This window comes from Acinetobacter terrae (assembly GCF_002135195.1).
Classification (GTDB): domain Bacteria; phylum Pseudomonadota; class Gammaproteobacteria; order Pseudomonadales; family Moraxellaceae; genus Acinetobacter; species Acinetobacter terrae.
The window spans coordinates 60746-84404 of record NZ_NEGF01000012.1 but is presented as its reverse complement, the minus strand read 5'-3'; the positions used below and the strand labels follow the sequence as shown (position 1 = coordinate 84404).

Here is a 23659-nt window from a genome sequence, read left to right as displayed (position 1 = left end):
CTTGTTCAGCCTCTTTTTTTGTAGGTAGATAGGTTATGAAAATCGCTGGTGCAGATGAAGCAGGGCGTGGCCCACTTGTGGGTTCAGTTGTTGCAGCTGCAGTTATTTTAGATCCCAACAACCCGATTGAGGGCTTAAATGATTCTAAAAAACTCACTGAAAAAAAACGTGAGAAGCTATTTGTAGAAATACAGGAAAAAGCCCTGGCTTGGGCCATTGCTGAAGCGAGTCATGAAGAAATTGACGAGATCAACATTCTTCAGGCGTCATTGTTGGCTATGCGCCGCGCTGTAGAAGCTTTAAACATACAACCTGAGCATGTGTTGGTGGATGGAAATAAAGTCCCACAGGGCTTAACAATGAGCTGTGATGCAGTTGTGGGTGGTGATGCTATACATGCAGAAATTTCAGCTGCCAGTATTTTGGCAAAAGTAACGCGTGACCATCAAATGGTAGAGCTTGATCAGCAATATCCGCATTTTGGCTTTGCCAAACACAAGGGTTATCCAACCAAAGCCCATTTTGAGGCGATTGCGCAACATGGTGTCATTGATCAGCATCGTCGCAGTTATGCACCGGTCAAAAAAGCCTTGGCTTTACTTGAACAAAACTAATGTCCAGATAAATTTAAAGCGGCTTATGTAAGCCGCTTTAGGAGAAAGACATTTAATCTTTAACGATTAAAGTCATTCTGGGTATTCTGTGGGAGATTATCTTCTTCAAAAGAAGGTTGATAATCTTGATCGAGATGTTGAAGATGTTCGTGCATAGCGCGTTCATGTTGAATACGTTGGTAAATTTCTTCACGATGAACGGATACTTCTTTTGGAGCATTTACGCCAATACGAACTTGATTTCCTTTAACCCCAAGCACAGTTACACTGACTTGGTCCCCAATCATTAATGTTTCTCCGACACGTCTAGTCAGAATCAGCATGTTTATCTCCTTGCAAAATGCTAAACCTGCAATTGATCTAAAATGTAAAAAGCACAACCTTAAATATCAAAGAAAATTTTAACAAAGCAATGTGACAAACCTCGTCCCATATATCATCTGGTTAAAATTTTCTTAAAAGCACATGGCTAATATAACAGAGCCACTATAAGAAAAACTATAGTGGCTCTGTTTTTTTCTACTTTTTTAAAAACTGTCTAACAATGACAATTTGTGACACATTTTCCGATGTTATGCACGTACGCTTGATTCACCAGATTCACGGTCTAAACCGAAAGCAGTGTGAAGAGTACGTACAGCAAGTTCTAAATAATTTTCTTCAATGATCACGGAAATCTTAATTTCTGAGGTAGAGATCATTAAAATATTGATACCTTCTTCAGCCAGGGCAGTGAACATTTTGCTTGCCACACCAGCATGTGAACGCATACCTACACCCACAATCGATACTTTTACGATGTCAGAACGCGTTGCAACTTCACGTGCACCAATTTTTTTCGCGGTATCTTCAAGAATTGTTTTGGCTTTGGCTAATTCACCACGGTTAACCGTAAAAGTGAAATCAGTTGTACCATCTTCTTCAACGTTCTGGATAATCATATCCACTTCAACGTTCGCATCGCCAATTGGACATAAGATTTTAGCTGCAATACCCGGTTCATCAGGCACACCTAGAATCGTTAATTTTGCTTCGTCACGGTTAAATGCGATACCAGAGATGATTGGCTGTTCCATGTTGTCTTCCAATTCAGTAGTAATAAGAGTGCCGACGTTTTGTTTAAAGTCTTCGTCAAATGCGCCATCATTGTCATTATCAAAACTTGATAATACGCGTAAAGGCACTTGGTATTTACCAGCAAATTCAACTGAACGAATTTGAAGAACTTTAGAACCCAAAGATGCCATTTCCAGCATTTCTTCAAAAGAAATACGATCAACTTTTTTTGCTTTAGGTGCAACACGAGGGTCGGTGGTATAAACACCATCCACGTCTGTATAAATTTGGCATTCATCTGCTTTGAGTGCGGCAGCAAGTGCAACACCTGAAGTGTCTGAACCACCACGACCTAAAGTTGTGGTATTGCCTTGTTCATCAAAGCCTTGGAAGCCAGCAACTACCAGCACACGACCTGCGTCTAGATTTTCAGTTAAAACATCAGTATCAATCGCTTCGATACGTGCTTTAGTGAATGCACTATCCGTTTTAATGCCAACTTGGCGACCAGTGAGTGACTTTGCTTCAACCCCAATAGAGTTGAGTGCCATCGCTAACATAGAAATCGTAACCTGTTCACCCGTAGAGACCATTTGGTCAAGTTCACGAGGATCAGGGGTTTCGGTAATGGCCTTCGCTAAAGCAAGCAGACGATTGGTTTCGCCACTCATTGCTGAAACGACAACCACCACCTTGTGGCCGTGGTCACGCCAGCGCTTTACACGACGAGCAACATTTAAAATGCGCTCGGGAGTACCCATAGAGGTACCGCCATATTTTTGAACGATTAATGCCATAGTTGTTCCATAAAAGCCATGACCCTGATGTACCTATCAGGGTCCGTTACACAAAAAGTGAAGTCTTTATTTTGCCTCAAGCCAGGCAGTTAAATCTGCCATTACTGGTGCAAACTTCTCGTTAAGTGGCGCGCCACCTTGTGCCAAGTCAGGTTTACCACCACCTTTACCACCGAGTTCGGTAGCCAAGTGTTTGATGATGTCACCTGCTTTAATGTTTGCAGTGAAATCTTTTGCTACAGATGCAAGCAGGCTAACTTTATCGCCCTCTACACCTGCAAGCACGATCACTGCATTGTCTAATTTAGATTTCACACCGTCATGCAGGTTGCGAAGTGATTTCGCATCCATGTTTTGCACGGTGGTAATCAATGTCGAACGACCAGCAATGGTTTGAACTTGGCTTAAAAGTTCAGCTGCCTGGAAGTTCGCAAGTTTTTGGTTCAGTTGCTCAATTTGTTTTTGCAATTGATGAGCAGTTTCAACAACAGCTTCAACTTTTTCTACCGTTTGATGATTTTGTGCTTTTAACAGACCATTGATGTATTGAACATCACGATCGGTTTTTTGCGTCACTTCAATTGCTTTGGTACCTGTTACCGCTTCAATACGACGTACACCTGCTGCAACACCACCTTCAGAGGTGATTTTGAACAAGCCGATGTCACCCGTGCGTTTCACATGAATACCACCACAAAGTTCGATCGAGAAGTTTTTATCTTCAGTGATTGAACCCATAGAAAGTACACGTACTTCGTCACCATATTTTTCACCGAACAACATCATCGCGCCTTTTTCTTTGGCAGATTCGATGTCTAGAAGTTCAGTAGATACAGCAGTGTTGGCAATCACTTCGCGGTTAACAATACGTTCAACTTGTTGAAGTTGTTCAAATGACACCGGTTGATCGTTGGCAAAGTCAAACCGCAGGATGTCGCTTGCAACCAGTGAACCTTTTTGTTGTACATGTGAACCCAAAACTTGACGTAGGGCAGCATGTAAAAGGTGAGTCGCAGAGTGGTTACGCGCAGTTGCAGCACGAATGTCAGCTTTAACAGTGGCTTCAACGTTTTGAGAAGCTTTTAAGCTACCCATGGTCACGATACCTTGGTGTACAAATGCACCACCAGACTTTTTGGTATCTTGAACTTCGAAAATACCGGTATCGTTTTTGAAGATCCCTGTATCACCGATTTGACCACCGCTTTCTGCATAGAAAGGCGTTTGGTTCAATACGATGAGCGCTTCGTCACCCTCAAAAACTTCATCAACTTGTTCGCCATCTTTATAGATTGCAACAATTTGACCTTGACCTTGAGTTGCGTCATAGCCTTCAAATTGAGTTTCGCCTTCAACTTTTACAATGCTGTTATAGTCAACTGCGAATTTACCTGCATCACGTGCGCGTTGACGCTGTGCAGCCATTTCAACTTCAAAGCCAGCTTCATCAATGCTTAAATCACGTTCACGTGCGATGTCAGCGGTTAAGTCAGTCGGGAAACCGTAAGTGTCGTATAGTTTAAATACTGTTTCGCCAGGAATCACATTGCCTTTTAAGTGAGTCAATTCGCCTTCAAGCAATTTCAAACCTTGCTCTAAAGTTTTTGCGAATTGTTCTTCTTCTTTGAGCAATAACGCTTCGATACGTGCTTGGTTGGCTGCAAGTTCAGGATAAGCTTCACCCATCACTGCGATTAAAGGTTGCAACATTTTGTGGAAGAATGAACCAGTCGCACCCAATTTGTTACCGTGACGAACGGCACGACGAATGATACGACGAAGTACATAACCACGACCTTCATTTGAAGGGTTTACACCGTCAGCAATCAGGAAGCAGCATGAACGTGCGTGATCCGCTACAACTTTTAAAGATGCAGGGTAATCAACAGGTTTGTTATTTGCAGCAGCTTCGGCTTCAATGGCAGTGGTATCCATGCCAATGATTTCTGCAGCTGATTTGAGTAGGTGTTGGAATAAGTCGATTTCGTAGTTTGAGTTTACGTGTTGTAAAACTGCAGAAATACGTTCCAAGCCCATACCTGTATCTACAGAAGGCGCTGGAAGAGGGTGCAATACGCCATCCGCAGTACGGTTAAACTGCATGAATACGTTGTTCCAGATTTCAATGAAACGGTCGCCATCTTCTTCAGGTGTACCCGGTAGGCCACCCCAAATATGGTCGCCATGGTCAAAGAAAATTTCAGAACATGGACCGCAAGGACCGGTATCGCCCATTGCCCAGAAGTTATCAGATGCGTATTGACCACCTTTATTATCGCCAATACGGATGATGCGAGATGCATCTAGGCCGATTTCTTTGTTCCAGATCTCAAAGGCTTCGTCATCGGTGTGGTAAACGGTTGCATACAATTTTTCTTTAGGAAGGCCAAGCCATTCTTCGTTAGTCAAAAAGTCCCAAGCAAATTTGATGGCATCACGTTTAAAGTAATCACCAAATGAAAAGTTACCTAACATTTCAAAGAATGTATGGTGACGTGCGGTATAACCGACATTGTCCAAGTCGTTGTGTTTACCACCGGCACGTACACATTTTTGTGAAGATGTTGCGCGAACATAATCACGTTTTTCCAACCCCAGGAAGCAGTCTTTAAACTGGTTCATCCCGGCATTGGTAAACAATAAAGTCGGGTCATTGGCGGGTACTAGTGAACTCGACGCGACACGTGTATGCCCTTGCGATTCAAAGTAACGCAAAAATGCTTCACGAATTTCAGCTGATGTCATAAAACGAGTACTCACAACCAAGTCACTCCATATTTCGTATTGGCGAGTAGTGTACCGAGCATTTTCATGCAAAATGAACGGCCTCAGTACACTGGGCTTAAAATTTTAAAACGCCAAATTATAACGGAAAAACCCTCATGCACCAATCACTTTAAGGCGAATTAATAACAATTATGTCTAATCACTATATAGGCATATTGAGAGAAATCTATAGCTTGATTTACAGCTTGGTCTTGTTTTTAAATTTCATGAAGGGTTGAGTGAATATTTTTATATTGCAAGAATTGGTGATGGTCTGGTTTGAAATAAATAGCACAAGTGGGATAGGGAATGATTAACACAACCATATTTCATAAATTGATGTACAGAAATGGTATCGGTATTTGATTAAAATCCATTAACATAGGCACGTGTTTACATCTACCCAAGAGTTAAGGATATCTAATGCAACGAGTAGCCATTAATGGTTTCGGGCGAATTGGTCGCAATGTATTACGTGCTTGGTTTGAAAATCCCAAGGATTTTCATTTTGACATTGTTGCGATTAATGATGTTGCAGATGTAGAGACTTTAGTTCATTTATTTAAATACGATACAACTCATGGGCGCTTTAAAGGCAAAGTCGAAGTGCTGCTGGAAAATGAACAGATTTTTCTGCATATTTCAGCCGGTTTGGCGCAATTAAAAGTACAGGTATTCTGTCAGGGGCAGCCTGAACTCTTGCCTTGGAATAATTTAAATATTGATGTGGTACTTGAATGTACCGGCTTGTTTCGTTCACGTGAAGCGGCAACCAAGCATATTACCGCAGGGGCGAAGCGCGTCATTATTGGCGCTGCACCTTTTGACAGTGTGGATGCTGCCATTGTCTATGGCGTCAACCATTATGAAGTTAAAGACAGCGATCAAATTATTTCCAGCGTATCCTGTACCACCCAAGCCTTGGTTCCTTTAGTTAAAATCATTGATGATGCTTTTGGGATTGATACCGCTTTGATGACAGAAATTCATGCGGTAACGGCTGATCAGTCGGTACTGGATCATGCGCATCGTGACCTGCGTCGAGCACGAGCTTCTGGGCAAAATATTATTCCAACTACATCTTCAGCATTGGCTGCATTAAAACGTGTGATGCCTAAAATGGAAGACCGGATTGATGGTTATTCCATTCGTGTACCCACCATTAATGTAGCGGCTATTGATTTAACTTTTGTTGCTCAATCGCATGTCACAGTGCATAAAATTAATGAAGTCCTGATCAAGTCGGCACGGCATGATTATGCGGAAATTATGGATGTGACAGATGAGCCTTTAGTATCGTCTGATTTTAATCATTCACCTTATTCTTTAATTGTGGATTTAAGCCAAACCATGGTGGTTGGACATCAAGCGAAAGTCTTGGCTTGGTATGATAATGAGTGGGGTTATGCCAATCGTCTGCTGGACTTATGTGAGTCATTTACATCATAAAGTTGATGTGCTTTAGATATCTGGTGTGTCTTGGTTTTGAGGAATAATTTTTTGTTTTTATTATTAGGTCACACCATTGAACGGGCTTGCCTTGATTGATTAATGCCTGAGCGAGTGGTTTGCCTTGGATCGGATAAATGGCAATAGCAGCTCGTTTGAATATTTCAGTATCATGAGGTTGCTAGATAGGGCATTTCATTGATTCATTGTTTTATGCTTAAAGCATTTGCCTTTTAGGGGGTGATGAAGTTCTAAAAATAGAACAAATCTTAATAAATTGATTATATAAACACCAATAAAATGATGTTCTAATCACTTTTGATAGATCAATAAATATAAAATTTAACTTAATAAAAATATAATCTGAAAAGCAAGTTGAAATAATTTTTTGATAGGTTTGGGAAAAAGCTGAGCTTGTTTACAGTGATTTTTAAATAGGAAAAATAAATTGCTTAAATTAAGCTTTTAAAAAATTCACTTCATTAATTCGCCATGATGTTGAATAATAACTAAATAAAATAAGAGCATCTACCTATGTTGATATTTATATGGAGTTTTATTCTCCTTTTAGCCATAGCCGTGATTTTTTTGATTTGGGCGCAATTTAGCAATCAAAATGATGTGTTAAGTGAAACTCAAATGAACCTGCAACTCGAAGAAAAAGTGATTCATTTGGAAGAGAATTTAAAGAAAACCTTGGAAATTATGCAGGACTTGGCCAAAAAAATGCATATTCAGCAACAAGTACTCGATAAAACCACCAATAAACTCAGTCAAGTCGAGTTGCAAAATGCTGAATTGGTCGGGTTGTTAGCAAAGGCAGTTAATTCCTCGGACAGACCATCTATATAAGTTCATCCTCGTTAGGATTTTAAGTAAGAACGAATCTTAAAATGGCTGCCGAATTGAAAAATATGTGGCTTTGGTGGATTCGGCGAAAGTTAATTTGGGTTTAACACTTTTTGCACGCATCTGGCTGAAAATTCAGGGCGCTGAAACAGTAGATCAGTTTGTAGATGCGATTCAGGATATGCCTGAAGTCGTAGAATGCCAATTGATGGCAGGGGATTGTGATTTCTTCTTGCGAATTGTAGTGGCTGATCAGGATGCATACCGTAAGTTTCAGATTCATCATTTAAATAAAATTTCAGGTCTGCAAAATATGAAAACTGAAATTCCATTACAAAAGATTAAACAAACCACTGAGTTGCCCTTGGGTTAATAATAAACAGTTTTAGAATCATCTTTGAGCGGTATGAGTGCTTGAATCGAATTGGGCTATTTTTGTCTGATTAAACAATAAGTATTCTGCCTGTTTTTGTGAAAAAGTCAGGTGCACAGCTAAAACTATCGTGCTAGACTAGGAGAAATCGGGTGTGCTCCCGATTTTTTTATGCGGATAACTTCCGCTCTGACAGAATTTAGGTTTACAACATGCCCATTTCAGAGACATGGTTATTACCTGATGGTGTAGCTGATGTATTACCAGAACAGGCGCAAGTGATTGAAACTTTGCGTCGTGACGCACTAGATTTCCTCGCATCTCGAGGTTATCAATTGGTGTACACGCCATTTATCGAATACATCGAATCTCTATCTTCTCTTTCAGAATCGAATCAAGATTTAGACTTAGCCACTTTTAAAGTCATCGACCAGTTATCCGGTCGTTTACTTGGTGTGCGTGCCGATATGACACCACAAGTGGCTCGTATTGATGCGCATGTACATCCAGTAGATGGTGTGGCTCGTTACTGCTATGCAGGAACGGTTTTACATACGAAACCACAAGGGTTTAATACCACACGTGCACCCCTACAATTAGGTGCAGAGCTATTTGGTTCGGACAGTATTGATGCTGATGTCGAAATGGTTGATGTCATGCTGGGCTTAATTGAAAAAGCCGGCTTGGCAGAAGGTATCCATCTAGATTTAGGGCATGTCGGCTTATTCCGTAGTTTAGTGAAACATGCGGGTTTGACTAAAGCTGTTGAAAGTCATCTTTCAGATCTTTATCAACGTAAAGCATTACCTGAACTTGCTGAATTTACCCAAGAATTAAAATTTGGAGCAGATTTTTATACACTAGGTCGCTATTCAAGTGATCTGGATGCATTACAAGCCAATTTAAGTGCTGAAATTTTCGCAGATGAAGCGTTCAAGCAAGCCTTTGACACTTTGAAAACAACTCAAATCGAAATCCAGTCACGTTGGCCAAATCTGCATATTGGTATTGATGTTGTAGAATTACGTTCATACCATTATCACACGGGTTTAATGTATGCAGTTTATGCACCAAACCGTGCGGCTCCACTGGCTCAAGGTGGTCGCTATGACGGCATTGGCGAACATTTTGGTCGTGCACGTCCCGCAACAGGTTTTTCGTGCGACTTATATGCGTTAAGCGCAGGTCAATTTAAAGATTTAAATGTGGTTGTTGCACCCAAGGGTACCGATGCAGATTTGCTTAAAGCAATTTCAAATGCACGTACACAAGGCTTTGGTGTAATTCAATTACTTGGAAATGACAGTTTAAACTCGGTACCGCATGCAACTCACCAATTGGTGAATGTGGCAGGTGAGTGGAAAGTCGAAAAGATTTAATGACCTGAATTGGTTTCAAGTCACCAATTCAAGTTTTCAATTTTAACAGCATGATGCAATGAGGCTATTATGGGCAAAAATGTTGTGGTACTCGGTACCCAATGGGGCGACGAAGGTAAAGGTAAAATCGTTGACCTGCTCACAGATCAAGCGGCTGCGGTAGTTCGTTACCAAGGCGGACACAACGCTGGTCATACACTCGTGGTTGGTGGTAAGAAAACTGTATTACACCTCATTCCATCTGGTATTTTACGTGATAACGTACTTTGCTTAATTGGTAATGGTGTTGTACTTTCACCTGCTGCATTAATCGAAGAAATGGACATCCTCGAGAAAGAAGGCGTTCCAGTTAAAGAGCGTTTACGTATTTCTCCAAACTGTCCTTTAATTCTTCCGAACCACATCGCGCTTGACCAAGCACGTGAGAAAAAACGTGGTAACGCGAAAATTGGTACTACGGGTCGTGGTATCGGTCCAGCGTATGAAGATAAAGTTGCGCGTCGTGCAGTACGTGTTGCTGACCTTGTACGTGGTGGTGATCATCTTAAAGCTCAACTTGAAGAGCTTCTTGAATACCATAACTTCCAATTGACTCAATTCTACGGCGTAGAAGCGGTTAACTTGGAAGACGTGATCGCGCTTTGCGACCAATGGCGTGAAGTAGTTGCTCCATTAGTTATGGACGTAACCAAAGAATTACATGATTACCGTAAAGCGGGCAAAAAAATCATGTTTGAAGGCGCACAAGGTTCACTTCTTGATGTTGATCACGGTACATATCCGTATGTAACGTCTTCAAACACCACTGCTGGTGGCGTAAGCTCAGGTTCTGGTCTTGGTCCTTTGCACCTTGACTATGTATTGGGTATTACCAAAGCATACACAACACGTGTAGGTGCTGGTCCGTTCCCAACTGAACTTGTTTACGATGCTGCGAACGATGTTGGTGATGCAATCGGTAAACACCTCGGAACTGTAGGTTCTGAATTTGGTGCGTCTACTGGTCGTCAACGCCGTTGTGGTTGGTTCGATGCTGAAATTCTTCGCCGCTCAGTAGATGTAAACTCACTTTCAGGTATTTGCTTAACTAAACTTGACGTTCTTGACGGTTTAGAAGAAGTGAAAATCTGTGTAGGTTATGAAGCTGCAGATTCTGGTTGTGTCGGTTCTTCTGATGCGATTGCATTCGAATCTTTAAAACCAATCTACGAAACTATGCCAGGTTGGTCTGAGTCTACTTTCGGTGCTAAAACATTAGAACAATTACCACAAGCTGCGATTAACTATGTTAAACGTCTTGAGCAATTGATCGAATGCCCAATCGATATCATTTCGACTGGTCCAGACCGTGAAGAAACCATTGTTTTACGTCATCCGTTTGATGCTTAATTTAAGCTGATACAACGATGATAAAAGGCCTCGCTATTTGCGGGGCTTTTTTTATATTCTTATTTTGAAAATGTACTGAGAGAATATATTGGGAGAAAATTTTGCCCAGACTAAAGTTGCATCAGAGAATACTGTTTAAATAACTGGCACTTGTTAGAATACCAAACATAAGATAAATGAAAGGTTGTGCGGGATGCATAAAAATATTTCAGGAACGATTTTTTATTCCTTATTATTTGCCATGGGTGGAGCGCCCACCATTGCGATGCTAATTATTCAGGCACAAACGCAAGATCCCAATATTATTTATACGGCATTTATCGGTTTAAGTGTAATTATTGCCTGCATTCTAGTTCCATTAATTCTGATTCAAAATGCTATTTTATTTTTTAAAAGAAAAAATGAGCAGCTTGAACAGAAAATTAAACCGATGTGCCAAGTGTATTTGGTTTTGAATGTTTTATGCCTTATTTATTGGCTTAGTTTTCAGTTTCTTAGATAAGCACAGTTACATAAATAATATGAATATGGAGGGAATAATAATTTAAAGCTTATCCACTATTCCATATAATCAGTTTAAAACTGATATCTGTTTTCAAGGTGGAGATTATTATAATGAATAGCAAACTCGTTTTAAGTTTGTGTGCGGCTAGTGTGATCACTATTTCAGGTTGTACCACTGTAGCAGAAATGGCAGGGGCAGATTCATCGACATTAAATGTAACAGCAGCACAAGGCTTTAATAAAACAGTTCAGGAAGCGAGTGCAAATAAAACTTTAGATACATCTTCAACGACTTATAAACGCATTAATTCTGTATTTATGCGTTTAAAACCTTATGGCGATCAAATCAATCAAACAGGCCAAAAGTTTGACTGGAAACTGGCTGTGCTAAAATCAGATCAGATTAATGCCTATGTGGCACCTGGTGGTAAAGTGGTGTTCTATACAGGTATCGTGAATAAATTGAATCTTACAGATGCAGAAATTGCGGCAGTAATGGGTCATGAAATGGTGCATGCTTTAGAGGAACACTCTAAAAATAAAATTGGTCAACAAGCATTAACTGACTTGGCTTTAAACATTGGTCTAAGCGCTGCTGGAAGTAATGTGGGTCAGTTGGGTACTGCTGCGGCGCAGTTGGGTGCGCAAGTGGGCGTAGGTTTACCTTTTTCACGTAGTTTAGAAAATCGTGCCGACCAAGGTGGTTTAATGCTGATGGCGCGTGCGGGTTATAATCCACAAGCTGCCATTACTCTTTGGGAAAAAATGAATAAACTGGAAGGTGCAGGAGGTGCATCATTCTTGTCTACTCACCCTTCAAATAGCCAACGTATTGAAGCAATGCGTAAAAACTTGCCAGCAGCTCAAGCGATTTATAACAAACGCTAATGGGTAGTTAGGTCATAAAAAAAAGGATGCTTTTTAGCATCCTTTTTTGCTTTTATTCCCTCCCCCTGTGGGATGAGCAGCACTGCTGCGCAAGGGGGGAGGGTAAATTATTTAGAAAATTTCATGCAATATAAAGTAGAGCTTTCTATTCCTAACTTTAGAAAATTGTTTTAATTCAATTTTCTAATTCTATTTTAAGCGGTGCTTAAGATGAAATTAGGGCGCAGGATTCGGCTGTTGACGGTGAATATCCTCAATACCTTGTAAAACTTCTGCCGATAAGTCAATTTCGAACGCTTGGATATTTTCTTTGAGTTGATCCAGATTGGTTGCACCAATAATGGTACTGGTCACAAAGAACTGCTGTTTAATAAATGCCAAGGACAATTGTGTCAGGGTTAAACCATGTCGTTCAGCAAGTTGAGCATATTGTTCGGTTGCCCATTCACTCTCTGGATTGCTATAGCGGCTAAAACGCGAAAATAGGGTGACACGTGCATTTTCGGGGCGCACACCATGACGGAATTTTCCAGTCAAATAACCGAAAGCTAAAGGTGAATAGGCAAGTAGTCCCACATTTTCATAATGGGCAATTTCTGACATGCCAATTTCATAGGTACGGTTTAATAGGCTATATGGATTTTGCACACTAACAAATTTTTCCAAGCCTAATTTTTCAGCCAAATGCAAAAACTTTAAGGTTCCCCAAGGGGTTTCATTGGAAAGGCCAATATAACGAATACGCCCTTTTTTAATTTCATCACTTAAAGCGCTCAAGGTTTCTTCTAAAGCGGTGATTTCTGCATTTTGATGGGCTTCAGTATTGCCATAACCGAGCTTGCCAAAGAAATTGGTTGGACGTTGTGGCCAATGCAGTTGATATAAGTCGATATAATCGCTTTGTAAGCGTTTTAAGGAGCCATCTATGGCTGAGCTGATCTCTACAGATGTGAAGCGAGTTTGCCCGTCACGGATGTGGCTGCCGCCTTGTGAGGGACCTGCTATTTTTGATGCAATAAAAAGCTGATCTCGATTGCCGCGCTTTGCAATCCAATTGCCCAGGATGGTTTCGGTTGCGCCTTGAGTTTCAGGCTTTGGCGGCACAGGATACATTTCCGCCGTGTCCCAAAAAAACAGACCTTGATCTAAAGCATATTCAAGTTGTTGAAAAGCCTCTGCTTGCGTATTTTGTTCACCAAAAGTCATGGTGCCTAAACAAATTTCAGGCACCAGAATTCCTGTATTGGCTAAAGGTTTGAGTTGCATAGCGCTTAGTCCTTGAATTTTTATCATGAAATTTTTAAATAGCCCATAAGGCTAACCGATTTTTTTCTCAAGATGAAATCATGAATAGTTTTAAAGTTGTCATAAAATTTACAAAAGGAGGTGAGTAAAAAATTATGCATAAAAAAAGCAAACCCTAAGATTTGCTTTTATCATGAGTGCTAAAGAATAAAAACTTATTCTGCGTCTGCAATCTCATCTACAGCTGCATTTGCATCTTCAGTTGAAACATCAAAAATAAGAATGGCTTTACCATCAGTTTCGATCATGCCTTGTTCTTCAAGCGTTTTTAAAACGCGACCCACCATTTCACGAGAACAACCGACGATACGGCCAATTTCTTGACGCGTGATACGGATTTGTCGGCCATTTGGTAAAATCATGGCTTCTGGTTGAGAAGAAAGGTCGATTAAGCAACGCGCAATACGACCAGATACATCAATAAAAGCCAGATCAGTCACTTTACGTGTTGTATTTTTTAAGCGACGAACAAGTTGAGCAAATACAGCATAGCTAAGATCTGGATACTGCTTGCTTAACTCGTGGAAGTTATCATAGGTAATTTCAGCAATTTCACAGACATCACGTGTACGGACTTCCGCAGTACGTTGTGGATTTGCTTCAAAGAGACCCATTTCCCCAAAAAAATCTCCCGCATTCAAATACGCAACCACAATTTCACGGTCATCATCTTCACGTAAAATAATGGATACTGAACCTTTTAAAATTAAATAAAGTGATTTTGATTCAGTGCCTGCGTCGATAATTGCAGTGCGTTTTGGATAGCGATTAATATATGCACGTTTTAATAATGCTTTGACTGACTCTGGTAATTGACCAGGAGAAAGTGCATCGGTGCTAAGTTGTGAAAAGCTTGCAGTCATGCTAACGGTTCCGAATATGGATAAGTAATAGATCGCACAGACCTAAAATGAACTTGTCACATAGAAGAGATGAAATTCCTTATCAACTCAATTTATGTTAGTGTACAGGTACTTCGTAAATTTATAGCTTTTTTCAGGTAGTTGCAATGCAAACAAGCGTACATTGGCTAGAGAATGTTGCTTTTGAAGCAAAATCAGAAAGTGGTCACCACATTGTCATGGATGGTGCTGAGGCCTATGGTGGTGAAAACCGTGGTCCACGTCCCATGGAGCTGATATTAATGGGACTTGGTGGCTGTGCTTCCTTTGATATTGTGACTATTTTAAAGAAATCACGCCAAGATGTGACTGGTGTAACATGTCAGTTAAAAGCGGATCGTGCTGATACGATTCCTGCGGTGTTTACCAAAATTCATTTACACTTTGTGGTGACGGGTAAAGCTGTGAAAGAAAAACAGGTGGCTAAAGCTGTTGAACTTTCTGCTGAAAAATACTGTTCAGCAAGCAAAATGTTATCCGATGGTGGTGTTGAAATTACCCACGATTTTGAAATTATTGAAGCTGTGTAATAAAAAAATTAATGGCAATTCACTTGGAATTGCCATTTTTCATGAACAATAAAACTTAAAATGATTCTATAAAATATAATCAGTACAATCTTAATGCAAAATTTTAAAAACCGATTTCATCACTTCCTGCTTTATTCAAATTCAATTTCCCAACTTAAACTAAAATCAAAACTTTGATCAATCAAATCAAATTCGTATATAAACTAAAAGCAAATATATATAGTTTTAAAATTTCACAGCCACATATGCTGAATAATCCATTATGTTAACCAAACATCATTATGAAATATATTTTGAATAGTATTTTATACACAAGATACTAAATTTAGCTTGAAAAAAGCCAAAGACATACCCATATTAGAATTAAGCTTTATGTTTTATTTTCGTTTCTTTAGTCTTTGAAATTTAAAATATTTTTTTTAAAAAATGTGTTGAAAAATATCAAAGCATTCCCATCTATTATCCAAATACAAAATTTGTTGTGAGGAAAATAAGAATGCGTTTTGAAAAATTTACAAATCGCTTGCAGCAAGCTTTATCAGATGCTCAATCTTTAGCAATGGGTAAAGACAATACCTCTATCGAAGGTATTCACATTTTATCGGTGCTCTTGCAGGAGCCTGCCAACATCAGCTTGTTACAACAAGCCGGGGCAAATCTACGAGATCTTCAGACTAAGCTACAACAAGCATTGAATGATGCAGCGACCATTGCCAATCCCACTGGAGATATTAATCTTAATCCTGAAGCGGTACGTGCTTTAAATTTGGCAGACAGCTATGCACAAAAAGCCGGGGATGAATTTTTATCCACCGATTGGGTATTGCTCGCTTTAGCGGAAACCGGTGCAACCAAAACTTTACTGAATAATGTAGGCGTGACATCTGCAGGCTTACGCAAAGCAATTGAAAATATTCGAGGTGGTGAAAAAGTCATGAGTAATACCCATGAAGATCAACGTGATTCACTCAATAAATACACCATTGATTTAACAGAACGTGCCATGTCAGGCAAACTGGATCCCGTGATTGGGCGTGATGAAGAAATTCGTCGCACCATTCAAGTTCTGTCACGTCGTACCAAAAATAATCCAGTACTGATTGGTGAACCAGGGGTAGGTAAAACTGCGATTGTAGAAGGTTTGGCACAACGGATTGTCAATGGAGAAGTGCCAGAAGGCCTAAAAAGTAAACGCGTTTTATCTTTAGACTTGGGTTCATTGCTGGCAGGTGCAAAATATCGTGGCGAATTTGAAGAGCGCTTAAAAGCAGTGCTTAAAGATCTGGCCAAACATGAAGGCGAAATCATTCTCTTTATTGATGAATTGCATACCCTTGTCGGTGCCGGTAAGGGTGAGGGTGCCATGGACGCAGGCAATATGCTGAAACCTGCATTGGCACGTGGTGAACTGCATTGCGTAGGTGCAACAACTCTAGATGAATATCGTCAATTCATCGAAAAAGATGCTGCCTTGGAACGCCGTTTCCAAAAAGTCTTGGTGGATGAACCGAGTGTTGAAGATACCATTGCGATTCTTCGTGGTTTGAAAGAGAAATATGCGACGCATCATGGTGTACAGATTTTAGATTCGGCCATTATTGCTGCTGCCAAAATGTCGCATCGTTATATTACCGATCGTCAATTACCGGATAAAGCCATTGATTTGATTGATGAAGCTGCTTCTCGTATCAAAATGGAAATTGACTCAAAACCTGAGCCACTTGACCGTTTAGACCGTCGTCTCATCCAGTTGAAAATGCAACTGGAAGCAGTGAAACAAGATGCCGATTCAGTCAGTAAAGCTGAAGTGACGCACTTGGAAAAACAAATCGAAGAAGTGCAGCGTGAATATAGCGATTTGGAAGAACAATGGATCGCTGAGAAAAGATTGGTTGAAGGTACAAGTCAGGCACAAGTGGAATTGGATAAAGCGCGTACTGCTTTTGAAAAAGCACAACGTGAAGGGGACTTGGCAGAAGCCAGCCGTTTGCAATATGGGGTGATTCCTGAATTACAAAAACGACTGGAAACTGAAGAAGTTGCTGAAGAAAGCAATGAAGAGCCAAAACTCATCCGTACCAAAGTGACTGAGAATGAAATTGCGGAAGTGGTCAGTGCGGCAACCGGTATTCCTGTGGCGAAAATGCTGCAAGGCGAACGTGAAAAACTGCTGCATATGGAAGATTTCTTACATAACCGTGTAGTTGGACAAGATGAAGCGGTGGTTGCCGTATCCAATGCAGTACGTCGTTCACGCGCAGGCTTATCTGATCCGAATCGTCCAAGTGGTTCATTCTTGTTCTTAGGTCCAACAGGTGTGGGTAAAACTGAATTGACTAAAGCCTTGGCAAACTTCTTGTTCGACAGTGACGATGCCATGGTTCGTATCGACATGAGTGAATTCATGGAGAAACATTCTGTCAGTCGTTTGGTAGGTGCACCTCCAGGATATGTGGGTTATGAAGAAGGCGGCGTATTAACCGAAGCTGTGCGTCGTAAACCTTATAGTGTGGTGTTGTTTGATGAAGTGGAAAAGGCACATCCAGATGTGTTTAACATCTTGCTGCAAGTTCTTGATGATGGACGTTTAACTGACTCTCAAGGGCGTGTGGTCGATTTTAAAAACACCGTTATAGTCATGACCTCTAACTTGGGTTCACAAGATGTACGCGAATTAGGTGACAATGCAACCGATGATGAAGTCCGTGCAGTGGTGATGAGTGCTGTTTCTCAACACTTCCGTCCAGAATTCATTAACCGTATTGATGAGTTGGTGGTGTTCCATTCACTGAAAAAAGCACAAATTCGTGGTATTGCAGATATTCAGTTGAATCGTTTACGTTCACGTTTAAGTGAAAAAGACATGCGTCTTTCTGTGGATGATACTGCCTTTGATCAATTGATTGATGCTGGTTTTGACCCTGTGTACGGTGCGCGACCATTGAAACGTGCAATTCAACAGCAAGTTGAAAATTCATTGGCTCAAAAAATCTTGAGCGGGGATTTTCTACCAGGTGATACGATTTTGATTAAAGCTGAAAATGGTCATCTTGAGTTTGAAAAAATGAAATTAAATTAATCACTTGATTAAATTAAAAGATAAAAAAACCCAGCCTCGGCTGGGTTTTTAATTTGTACGTTTGTCGTATTTATGGTTTAGATACGTAAAGCTAATTGCAATTTATCAATTCATAGTTCTACTATTGCATCTGAATCTACAACTTGGATGTGTAGATCAAGGCTTTATAAAAAAACAAAAAAATGCTCGCTGGATAGCAAGCGAAAGGGATAAAAACTATGATGGAATTTAAGCTTTTACGGCAATTGAGAAAGGAGCCGTATAGTCAGTATAAACATACCGGTAATGTGACAATACAAGAAATCAAGCGTATGTATGATATTTACCAAAAATATTATGCCAATACCCGTTATGAAATTTTTGAACGTGATTTTTTAGAAAAAACTGGTGTTTTCTTTATTATCGAACCTAAAAACAAACAAATCGTCGGCTTCTCCACGGTGATGGAGCGTGGCTTCGTGGTCAATGGTAAAGCTCGCCATGCCTTTTTTAGCGGTGACACGATTATTGAGCAAGCTTATTGGGGGAATCGGGCTTTAACGCGTGCCATGTACCGTTATATTGTCAGCTTTAAAATGCGTTATCCACTGACGCCCGTATACTGGATCCTGATTTCTAAAGGCTTTAAAACCTATTTGTTGCTGGCAAATAATTACTATAGTTATTATCCGCACTATGGTGAAAAAAATTCGCATTTACAAGATTATGTCGATTCCTATTGCCGACAATATTTTGCTGAATATTATGATAAATCCTCTGGCCTACTGAATTTCGGTGAAGATTATCAGCCTTTAAAAGCAGATGTCGCACCGATTACCAAAGAATTGCGCGAGAAAAACACCAAGATTGCATTCTTTGAAGATAAAAATCCGACATGGGTAGAAGGGACAGAATTGCCATGTATCGGTGAATTACGTTGGAGTGATTTATATCGCTTTATTAGCCGCTTTATGACCAAAAATATGAGTGTTGGTAAAGTGGAAAGCCAAATGCAACAAAAGCGTCCATTACATATTGCTTCGGATTCTGATTCTAAGGTGGCGTAACTATGGGATTGCTGCTGTCAGCTTCACATCAAATACTGGAATTCGCCTGCCGAAAAGCATTTCAACGTTATCGGCAGCAAGCGAATGATTTAGAAGGGGTGCAACGTCAAAAGTTGGATCTGTTCTTAAAGCAGCATACTTCGCAAAGTCTGAGTTATGAACAGTTTGTAGAAAAATATCCACTCACCCATTATAGCCATTGGAAAGAAAAAATTGAACAGTCTCGCCAAAGTGGCAAAAACTGTTTAGGATCAGGGAAAATTATTCGCTTTCAACCCACCAGTGGTTCAAGTGAAGCACTGAAATTTATTCCCTATACGCCAAGTTTTTTAAATGAGTTAGATGAAGCTATTGGTTTATGGCTGACTAATTTATATCGTGAACATCCACAATTAAAAAATTCAACCCATTATTGGTCGGTGTCATGGTTGCCGGAAAGCCAACGTAAACTTTTAGAAAACAGTAATCTCAATGATGACAGTGCATTACTGAATGTTTCAAAACGTGTTTTAAGTAAAATTACTCAATCTGTCCCACCCGATATTGCCCTGGCTGAATCAGCAGAAGATGCGATGTTTGCGACAGCCGTGTTTTTGGTTGCAGATAAAAATCTAGGCATGATTTCAGTGTGGAGTCCGACTTTTGCACTGCAATTATTGGACGTGATTGAACAGAATCAAAATGAAATTGTGAAAGTGCTGAGAACGGGGCAGTGGAAACGTCACAGTCTGGATTATTTAAAAGCACCACAATCTTCAGAGCAAAGTTATAAATTACAACGTTTAGATTTAAAAGACCCAACTGCATGGAAAAACCTTTGGTCTAAATTGACATTGATTTCCAGTTGGGATACAGCAAGTGCTGAACGCTGGGCCAAAAATTTACAAGATCGTGTAGCGAATGTTGCTTTTGAGGGAAAAGGCTTATGGGCAACGGAAGGCGTAGTCACGATTCCTTTCAATAATCGTTATCCGCTCAGTTATCAGTCACACTTTTACGAATTTTTGAATTTAGAAAGTGGTCAAACCGTACCTTCATGGGGGCTTAAAGCAGGTGATATTGTGAGTCCTGTTATTACTACAGGTTCTGGATTGATTAGGTATGTGATTGATGATGAACTTGAAGTGACTGGTTTTTATGAGAAAGTCCCATGCTTTTTGTTTTTAGGGAGAAAAATGACGGTCGATTTGGTGGGGGAAAAAATTGATCAAATAACCGCACAAAAAGTATTAGCGACATTCCAGCATGAGGATTATGTTCCGGTAAGTTTGTTAGGGATTGAGTTTTGTGAGATTAAAAAGCCTCACTATATTTTATTAAGTGAAGGTGATTTATCGAAGCAACCTTCAGCAGCAGAATTAGATGAATTGTTAAAAGAAAATTTTCATTATGAATTGGCACGAAATTTAGGTCAGTTAGATGAACCTGAGGTGAAACATGTAGATGATGCTTGGCATTACTATAAAACCTTAGCAATGCATAATGGAATGATCGAAGGGAATATTAAACCTGAACCTTTGAAAAAAATGAAAACAAAAATAATTTAAGTATATTTGAGTAAAACTATATGAGCTTAAACGTATTGTATGCACAAGATGACAATGATAACCAAATTTATCGCTCGAAAAATGAACCGAATTTTCTGGTGCGGTCCGCCACTGCAGCAGATGACGAGCAACTGGTGCAATTGATTGCGGAAACCATGCCAAGCAATGGTATGACTTGGGCTTTTGAGCGTTATCCAAGTTATCTCAGTGCCAGTCATGCCCAGTATAATCGTCCAGATATCAAGTTGGTGGTGCTGGAAGAAAATCCGGCACAAGTAGTGGGTATGATGAATCTAGGTTGGCGCTATTGTTTTATCAATGGTCAAGCAGATTTATTACGTTATGTTGCTGATTTGCGCATGCATCCTATGCACCGCGGCAATAAAGTGCTGCGGCTACTGATGGATTATGTCTATGACGAAATTCCATTGGATACTATTTTTGAAAGTGTGGTTTTAGAAGATAACACCGTCGCATGCAATATTTTGCACAATGAGCGTAAAGGCTTTCCCAAACCGTTTCATTATGACGATATTCGTACCTTTACGGTGTCACAAGCGAAAAAACCAGCACAATTTAAACAATATCGTTTTCAGCAAATGAATGCGAGCCATATAAGCGAAGCCAATACATTTATCTTGACGATGAAACAGCATTATAATTTTTTACCGAATTATGATTTTTCAGGTTTGGCGGAATCCAATCATCCCTTTTGGTTGGGCATGAATATCAATGATTTTTATCTCATGTATGACCAGAATAATCAAATTGTCGGTTTGTATGGTTTGTGGAATCAAAAATCTTTTAAACAAACCCGTGTTGTCGATTACTCTTTGCCCTTAAAAGTCATTAAGCCTTTTTATAATCTCTATGCTGGCATTCGAGGTGTTTTGTCGTTACCGAAAAAAAATGATGCCTTTGAATATTTGATGATTCATAGTGCTTTATGTCATCCCGAGCAACAAGAGGTTTTTGCCAGTCTGATTTTCCATGCTCAGCAACAGACTAAATTGTGTCGTAAACAAGCCTTTTGTATTACCTTGGCAAATAATGATCCGCGTATTCATTGGATGAGCAATACTACGTCTCATGTGATTCAAGCCAAGCATTATTTCCATAGTTTTAAAGGTAATCCCTATACCACCTTTGATCGTAATAAAATTAGTTATTTTGAAGTGGGACGTATTTAATTGGTATTTGGTATGACCCAATCATGCAATGTGATTGGGAGTAGACAGTTGTTTGAAAAAATTATATTAATTTTCATTTTTAACTTATACTTGGTTGCAAAATAAGCAAGAAATGAGACATGGGATGTCAAAAATAATATGGGGTTTGGGTGGTTTTGTTGTATTGGCAACGGCTGCTATTGGGGGAAATTTGTATGCAGATAAAAGTTTAAATTCATATTATCAGCAAAATCAAAAAACCAATTTGGTTTCGATTCAATATAAAAATTTTAATATGGGAGCAATGCAGGGTTCTGCAGACTGGACCGCTCAATTGTCATTTGATCCGTGTAAACCTAAAGATGTTTTGATGCTCACAGGAACGGATGAAATTAAACGCAATTGGAATGGTTATCAGATTGAATCTAAAATTAATTTACAGCAAGGCAATAAATTTTTTCAAAAAATACTCAAACAGCCTTTAACTGCCCAGACCAAGATTGACTGGTTGGGTGTGGTGCATTCCTCATTGACGACACCAGTTTTTGAGAAAAATGATGCGGATATACAAACCCGAATTGATTCAATGACGTTTAAAATGGATGCAAAATCAAAAGGGAATCAATTAGAAATACTCAATGCGAAACTTCAAATACCCAATATGACCGTTAACGATAAATTGGGTCATGTACAGGTGCAAGAAGTAGAGTTTGAAACCACTCAAGGCTTAAATTCTAGCTTTGATGAAGGGAAAACCCAATTGAATATTGCTTCGATTAAACGTACCGATCGAGATGTACAGCAATTTGGCAGTGGTGAATTTAAAGATTTTGTTTTGGTTATGAATACGGGTATTGATAAACAAACAGTAAATTTTGATACTCAACTGAATATTAAAGAAGTGGTCATGCATAAAATCCCGACTTTTCAAAAGTTGAAAATGAACTTTAATCTCAAAGCACTGAATAAGCAAAAAGTGCAGGATTTCTTTGATTTGCTGGAAAAAAATAGTGAAGTCTGTGTAGCTAAAGAAGAGTTGTCTCAAGAATTGGCTAATAGTCTTTTATCCATTGTGAATGAAGGTTTTACTTTTGAATCGCAAAATAATCAGATTAATTTGGGTGAAGGGTATGCTAAAGCAAGCTTGAGTGGCAAGGTAATGCCCGGTCATCAATCTTCATTTGCTAGCTTGGTTAAAATGGCACCCAGTTTAGTCGAGTATCAGGCGAATGTTAAATATGATAAACAAATCATGAAAACCCTGATGAGTAATTATTTACAGCAAGGCGGTAAAACACTGTCTGATCAAGAACTTGAACAAATGCTTAATGGTATGCAGCAAGCAATGCAAGCCAAACGAGATGGTGATGTGTTAAAGGTAGGAATCGAATATAAATATGGTGAAAAGAAATTTTTAAATTAAGAGCTGAGCTTAAAAAAGGCTGCCAGATGTGCAGTCTTTTTTAATTGCATAATATCGGGAAGTAACGAAAGCACATTGTTGTTGTATATAAAAATTGTTAGCGTTCATTATAAATAATAAAAAGGAAATTCCATCATGAAGATGAATAATAAAAAAAGCTTTTATCGACAGTCTCGAAAAAAATTAGTTGCAATCAATATGCTGCTAATAATGAGTCCATGGTGTTATGCAGAAGTTCCTCTAACAGATCAAAAATTGTCAGAACAAACGAGTGATTCCAAACATCTTGATGCTGAGAGTATTCAGCGTGCTCAAAATAGTATGACGCAACCTATTGAGCAGCAGAAAAAAGAAAGTAAAGCGTTAAGTGATCAGAACAATCAGGGGATTCAAAAGCAGAATATTGACGAAATGGCATTATCCGATTATCAGATGCAGAAGAAAAAGGCGGCTGAACAATTGATGTTGAATGAAAGGCAAGCCAGTACTGATTCAACCATGCGCTTATTTGACACAGTGAATCAATCAGATAATTTGCGAATGAATTATTACGATGGCATTAGCATTGAGATGAAACGATAAATCGTTTCATCT

At 39.5% G+C, this 23659-nt stretch carries 19 protein-coding genes and 1 pseudogene; 15 read left to right on the top strand and 5 right to left on the bottom strand.

The genetic code is table 11. The features are described from left to right. Positions 1–35: 35 nt before the first annotated feature. Complete coding sequence (gene rnhB / locus B9T23_RS12935; protein ID WP_086194393.1) at positions 36–614, top strand: ribonuclease HII; 579 nt, start codon at positions 36–38, stop codon at positions 612–614. 59 nt (positions 615–673) lie between these two features. Here rnhB and csrA read toward each other — a convergent pair whose 3' ends face one another. The 3 genes from csrA to alaS form a co-directional block, all read right to left on the bottom strand. After that, complete coding sequence (gene csrA, locus B9T23_RS12930; RefSeq protein ID WP_086194392.1) at positions 674–937, bottom strand: carbon storage regulator CsrA; 264 nt, start codon at positions 935–937, stop codon at positions 674–676. 249 nt (positions 938–1186) lie between these two features. Then, positions 1187–2467, bottom strand: coding sequence for an aspartate kinase (locus B9T23_RS12925; RefSeq protein WP_086194391.1), 1281 nt, complete (start codon positions 2465–2467; stop codon positions 1187–1189). Positions 2468–2533: 66 nt separating this feature from the next. Further along, a complete protein-coding gene (gene alaS / locus B9T23_RS12920; protein ID WP_171263104.1) occupies positions 2534–5227 on the bottom strand; it encodes an alanine--tRNA ligase in 2694 nt (897 codons plus the stop codon). Positions 5228–5656: 429 nt separating this feature from the next. Here alaS and B9T23_RS12915 point away from each other — a divergent pair, with 429 nt between their 5' ends. The 7 genes and pseudogenes from B9T23_RS12915 to B9T23_RS12885 all read left to right on the top strand — a co-directional run bounded on the left by B9T23_RS12915 (position 5657) and on the right by B9T23_RS12885 (position 12064). Then, the gene (locus B9T23_RS12915) at positions 5657–6682 is read left to right on the top strand and encodes a type I glyceraldehyde-3-phosphate dehydrogenase (RefSeq protein WP_086194389.1); all 1026 of its coding nucleotides are present in this window, start codon (positions 5657–5659) and stop codon (positions 6680–6682) included. Positions 6683–7216: 534 nt separating this feature from the next. Then, positions 7217–7534 (top strand): hypothetical protein, encoded by a 318-nt coding sequence (locus B9T23_RS12910; protein WP_081406197.1) that lies wholly within the window; start codon positions 7217–7219, stop codon positions 7532–7534. Between the two features lie 52 nt (positions 7535–7586). Then, positions 7587–7904: pseudogene (locus tag B9T23_RS12905) on the top strand (Lrp/AsnC family transcriptional regulator); the annotation flags it as partial. Positions 7905–8116: 212 nt separating this feature from the next. Further along, positions 8117–9283 (top strand): ATP phosphoribosyltransferase regulatory subunit, encoded by a 1167-nt coding sequence (locus B9T23_RS12900; protein ID WP_067723272.1) that lies wholly within the window; start codon positions 8117–8119, stop codon positions 9281–9283. 69 nt (positions 9284–9352) lie between these two features. Then, complete coding sequence (locus B9T23_RS12895; protein WP_067723273.1) at positions 9353–10672, top strand: adenylosuccinate synthase; 1320 nt, start codon at positions 9353–9355, stop codon at positions 10670–10672. A gap of 193 nt (positions 10673–10865) precedes the next feature. After that, entirely contained in the window at positions 10866–11174 is a 309-nt protein-coding gene (locus tag B9T23_RS12890) for a hypothetical protein (RefSeq protein ID WP_086194387.1), read from the top strand. 113 nt (positions 11175–11287) lie between these two features. Further along, positions 11288–12064, top strand: a complete 777-nt coding sequence (locus B9T23_RS12885) for a M48 family metallopeptidase (protein WP_067723277.1) — start codon at positions 11288–11290, stop codon at positions 12062–12064. 216 nt (positions 12065–12280) lie between these two features. Here B9T23_RS12885 and B9T23_RS12880 read toward each other — a convergent pair whose 3' ends face one another. Both B9T23_RS12880 and crp read right to left on the bottom strand, forming a co-directional pair. Then, positions 12281–13330 (bottom strand): NADP(H)-dependent aldo-keto reductase, encoded by a 1050-nt coding sequence (locus tag B9T23_RS12880; protein ID WP_086194386.1) that lies wholly within the window; start codon positions 13328–13330, stop codon positions 12281–12283. A 194-nt stretch (positions 13331–13524) separates the two neighbouring features. Next, a complete protein-coding gene (gene crp / locus B9T23_RS12875) occupies positions 13525–14232 on the bottom strand; it encodes a cAMP-activated global transcriptional regulator CRP (RefSeq protein WP_067723281.1) in 708 nt (235 codons plus the stop codon). Positions 14233–14378: 146 nt separating this feature from the next. Here crp and B9T23_RS12870 point away from each other — a divergent pair, with 146 nt between their 5' ends. The 7 genes from B9T23_RS12870 to B9T23_RS12840 all read left to right on the top strand — a co-directional run bounded on the left by B9T23_RS12870 (position 14379) and on the right by B9T23_RS12840 (position 23647). Beyond that, positions 14379–14801: an OsmC family protein gene (locus B9T23_RS12870; protein ID WP_086194385.1), complete on the top strand. Its 423-nt coding sequence runs from the start codon at positions 14379–14381 to the stop codon at positions 14799–14801. Between the two features lie 496 nt (positions 14802–15297). Beyond that, on the top strand, positions 15298–17880 hold the full coding sequence (clpB, locus tag B9T23_RS12865; RefSeq protein ID WP_067723285.1) for an ATP-dependent chaperone ClpB: 2583 nt from the start codon (positions 15298–15300) through the stop codon (positions 17878–17880). 218 nt (positions 17881–18098) lie between these two features. Next, on the top strand, positions 18099–18926 hold the full coding sequence (locus B9T23_RS12860) for a hypothetical protein (RefSeq protein ID WP_086194384.1): 828 nt from the start codon (positions 18099–18101) through the stop codon (positions 18924–18926). A 2-nt stretch (positions 18927–18928) separates the two neighbouring features. Further along, positions 18929–20473, top strand: coding sequence for a GH3 family domain-containing protein (locus tag B9T23_RS12855; protein ID WP_067723289.1), 1545 nt, complete (start codon positions 18929–18931; stop codon positions 20471–20473). Between the two features lie 20 nt (positions 20474–20493). Continuing rightward, entirely contained in the window at positions 20494–21663 is a 1170-nt protein-coding gene (locus tag B9T23_RS12850; protein ID WP_086194383.1) for a GNAT family N-acetyltransferase, read from the top strand. 124 nt (positions 21664–21787) lie between these two features. Further along, positions 21788–23065 (top strand): DUF945 family protein, encoded by a 1278-nt coding sequence (locus B9T23_RS12845; protein WP_171263103.1) that lies wholly within the window; start codon positions 21788–21790, stop codon positions 23063–23065. A gap of 135 nt (positions 23066–23200) precedes the next feature. After that, the gene (locus tag B9T23_RS12840) at positions 23201–23647 is read left to right on the top strand and encodes a hypothetical protein (RefSeq protein WP_086194381.1); all 447 of its coding nucleotides are present in this window, start codon (positions 23201–23203) and stop codon (positions 23645–23647) included. Positions 23648–23659: the final 12 nt, after the last annotated feature.